This is a genomic window from Haloactinopolyspora sp. (assembly GCF_027324685.1).
GTDB lineage: Bacteria > Actinomycetota > Actinomycetes > Jiangellales > Jiangellaceae > Haloactinopolyspora.
This window is the reverse complement of the sequence record NZ_DAHVSH010000025.1, coordinates 1-3,261: the sequence shown is the minus strand read 5'-3', so window position 1 is coordinate 3,261 and position 3,261 is coordinate 1. Positions and strand designations below refer to the sequence as shown.

General features: G+C 68.7%; 6 protein-coding genes. 5 read left to right on the top strand and 1 reads right to left on the bottom strand.

From position 1 onward, the window contains the following. From M6444_RS03840 to M6444_RS03825, 4 genes are all read left to right on the top strand, one after another. Positions 1–434, top strand: a 434-nt coding sequence (locus M6444_RS03840; RefSeq protein WP_298323347.1) for an MMPL family transporter, incomplete at its 5' end; no start/stop codon positions are given. Between the two features lie 23 nt (positions 435–457). Next, entirely contained in the window at positions 458–1,270 is an 813-nt protein-coding gene (locus M6444_RS03835) for a helix-turn-helix domain-containing protein (RefSeq protein ID WP_298323345.1), read from the top strand. Between the two features lie 60 nt (positions 1,271–1,330). After that, complete coding sequence (locus M6444_RS03830; RefSeq protein WP_298323343.1) at positions 1,331–1,759, top strand: VOC family protein; 429 nt, start codon at positions 1,331–1,333, stop codon at positions 1,757–1,759. Between the two features lie 9 nt (positions 1,760–1,768). After that, complete coding sequence (locus tag M6444_RS03825) at positions 1,769–2,407, top strand: LysE family translocator (protein ID WP_298323341.1); 639 nt, start codon at positions 1,769–1,771, stop codon at positions 2,405–2,407. Positions 2,408–2,413: 6 nt separating this feature from the next. Here the strand turns inward: M6444_RS03825 and M6444_RS03820 are convergent, their stop codons facing one another. Next, positions 2,414–2,911, bottom strand: a complete 498-nt coding sequence (locus M6444_RS03820) for a hypothetical protein (protein WP_298323339.1) — start codon at positions 2,909–2,911, stop codon at positions 2,414–2,416. Between the two features lie 173 nt (positions 2,912–3,084). Between M6444_RS03820 and M6444_RS03815 the strand changes: the two genes are divergently transcribed. Then, positions 3,085–3,261: helix-turn-helix domain-containing protein (locus M6444_RS03815; protein ID WP_363326227.1), on the top strand; the 177-nt coding region annotated here is incomplete at its 3' end.

Below are 3,261 nucleotides of genomic sequence, written 5' to 3'. Positions count from 1 at the left end.
TGATCCTGACCGTCGTGCTGAGCTTCGCCACCACGATCGGTGTGGCAGCGTTGGTGTTCAACCACCTCTTCGACTGGCCCGGGGCCGATCCGGCGGTGCCGCTGTTCGCGTTCGTGTTCCTGGTGGCGCTGGGCATCGACTACAACATCTTCCTCATGACCCGGGTGCGCGAGGAGTCGTTGCGGTCGGGCACCCGGCCGGGCATCCTGCGGGGGTTGACCGTGACCGGTGGCGTCATCACGTCGGCGGGTCTGGTGCTGGCGGCGACATTCTCGGCCCTCGGGGTGATCCCGATCCTGTTCCTGGGCCAGATCGCCTTCCTGGTCGCCTTCGGCGTCCTGATCGATACGTTCATCGTCCGGTCACTGCTGGTTCCGGCCTTGTCGTACGACATCGGGCGGAAGGTGTGGTGGCCGAGTCGCGTGCGCGACTGAACCGGCCGTAGGGTCGAAGGGTCATGACGACGTTGTTCCGCCGGCCCGGTCTGCGCCTGGCGCCATTCGTCGCCGGGTTGTGGTACGTGGCCGAACCGTTGCCGCCCGGCCTCGAGCTCGCGCTGCCCACCGGCACGATGCAGCTGGTCGTCAACCTCAGCCGCGACGGCATCCGCTACTACGACGGAGCCGAGCTCGAGAAGGAACATCGCGCTGGCAGCGCCGTCCTGTGCGGAGCCAGCACCCGGGCCGTCGGTATCGATCCGGCGGATCGCGCCGGCGGGGTCGGCGTGGCCTTCCACCCCGGTGGGGCGGTGCCGTTCTTCGCGCCCCCGGCCTCGGCTCTGGTGGAACCGGTGATCGCGCTGGACTCGCTGTGGGGGACCGGCGCGGGTGTGGTGCGCGATCGCCTGCTCGAGCAGTCGACGCCGCACGCCGTCCTCGACACGATGGAGACCATCCTGCTCGAGCAGGTGGTCAACCCGCTCGAAGCGGATCCGTTCCTGGTCCAGGCCGTGCGCCGCCTCGACCGCGGGGCCTCGGTCGCCGGAGTCGCCGACGACCTCGGCGTGGCGACCTCCACCTTCCATCGCCGCTTCCGCGCCGCCGTCGGCCCGGCGCCCAAGGCATTCGGCCGGATACGCCGGCTGCAGCGGGTGCTGCGGCGAGTCAGTACCAGCGACGACGACGTCGACTGGGCGTCCATGGCGGCCACCTACGGCTACTTCGACCAGGCCCATCTGATCAACGACTTCCGCGAGCTCACCGGCATCACGCCGGGCCGCTACCGGCCACGCTCGGCGGGTGAACGCAATCACGTGCCCATCGCGGGCTGATCGACGACGGCGAGCGATTTCTCCAATCCGCCACCGCCGATCGAGCGTCACGATGGCGGTATGTACACCATGATTCCCCAACCGCGCCTGGTCGTGACCGGCGCCGACGACGCCATCGACTTCTACCGCCGCGCCTTCGGCGCCGAGTTGTGCAACCGTTACACCGGACCCGACGGCGCGGTCGTGCACGCAGAGCTCTGGTTCGGCCAGAATGTGGTCAGCATCAAGGACGAGGACGGCACCGACCGTTCGGCGGCGACGCTCGGCGGATCGCCGGTCATGTTCACCCTGGACGTCGACGACGCCCACGCCGTCAGCGCGGCCATGACGGACGCGGGCGCGCAGGTCGTCTTCCCGGTGCACGACTCGTCCTACGGCTTGCTCCAAGGACGCTTGCGCGACCCGTTCGGCTTCGAATGGATCGTCTCGCAGACCATCGAGGAACTGACCGAGGACGAGACCCAAAAACGCCTTGACCACGAGGTCTAGAGTGAGTCTGTGGTTTCCTCGGCTCACCTGCTCGCCTTCGCCCTGACCTCCTTGGTGATCATCGCCGTCCCCGGCCCCAGCGTCATGTTCGCGGTCAGCCGCGCACTGGTGCTCGGCCGGCGCGGTGCGCTCATCACCGTGCTCGGCAACACCTCCGGTGTCTACGTTCAAGTCGTTGCGGTGGCGTTCGGGCTGGGCGCCTTGCTGGCGCGGTCGGCGACAGCGTTCACGGTGGTGAAGCTGGCCGGGGCGGCCTACCTGGTCTATCTCGGCGTGCAGGCGGTGCGGCACCGTCGCGCGCTGTCGGTGGCGCCGGGGACGGCCGCCCCAGTGGTCAGTACCCGCCGTGCGTTCCGCGAGGGCTTCGTCGTCGGGTTGACCAACCCCAAGGCGATGGTGTTCTTCGCCGCGGCCCTGCCGCAGTTCATCACCCCCGGTGGTGCCGGCCCTGCTACGCAGATGCTGCTGCTAGGCGCGGTGTTCGCCGGCATCGCCGTGGTGTCCGACGGCAGTTGGGCGCTCGGTGTCGGCGCCGCGCGGGACTGGCTGGTCCGCTCGCCGCGGCGGCTGGCCCAGATCGGTGGGTTCGGTGGATTGGCGATGATCGGGATCGGAGCGCAGCTCGCCGTCAGCGGCCGGCACGACTGAGCGCGATCAGCTGGTGTACTCCACGTGCCACACGTTGTCGCGGCGGCTGCGGTAAAACGTGGCGCGACCGCCGAGCCCGACGAACTCCGCCACGGTCGCGTTCGCCTCGTATTGGCGCCGGTCGTACTCCGATCGCACGTAGGCGGGGTAGTCGTACGGCACTTGTTCGTCGAAATCGGCATCGGCCTCGATGATCTCGGCCCAGATGTCGGCTCCCTGGTACTCGTTGAGCCTGCGTACGAAGGCTTCGGCGTGCTCTTTCGTGGCCAGTTCGTCCAGGTCGGCGGCGAGCGACGCGGTGAGCCGAGCGGCCGCGTCCTCGTCGTCGATTCCGGCCGGCAGGTCGTCCAGCATCGAGGAGCTGCACAGATAGGTGCCGTGGACGACATCATTGTGCTGTCCGTCGACTTCCAACCGGCCGGAACCGACGTAGACGAGATCGGCGTGGGGCGCGTACTTGCGCAGATGACGCACGTGATCTGCGGTGACGCGCGGAATCTCCATAGGCGTACTCTATGGCCTGGCCGGGCGTTTCACGGTATTCGCGCAGGTTCGGCTCGCGGTCGTCCCGGAGCGCTGAAAAAAACCCGTTGTGAGTGAGTCCTCACTCAGTCAGGCTCGTCGTCGTGACGAACCCAGGGGCGACCGACGCGGCCCGCCGCGCACGGGCAGCGCCGATGTCGCCGGACCAGCGCCGCGCCGCCATCGTCGCCGCGACCATCCCGCTGGTGCGCAGGCACGGCTTCGACGTCAGCACGCGGCAGATCGCCGAAGCCGCGGGCATCGCCGAAGGCACGATCTTCCGCGCCTTCGACGACAAGCAGGCGCTGCTGGACCAGGTGGTCGCCGCGGTG

What these genes read in the sequence shown, in the direction of transcription:
- M6444_RS03835 (WP_298323345.1), top strand. Translation starts at nt 458, where the DNA reads ATGACGACGTTGTTCCGCCGGCCCGGTCTGCGCCTGGCGCCATTCGTC.
- M6444_RS03830 (WP_298323343.1), top strand. Translation starts at nt 1,331, where the DNA reads ATGTACACCATGATTCCCCAACCGCGCCTGGTCGTGACCGGCGCCGAC.
- M6444_RS03820 (WP_298323339.1), bottom strand. Translation starts at nt 2,911, where the DNA reads ATGGAGATTCCGCGCGTCACCGCAGATCACGTGCGTCATCTGCGCAAG.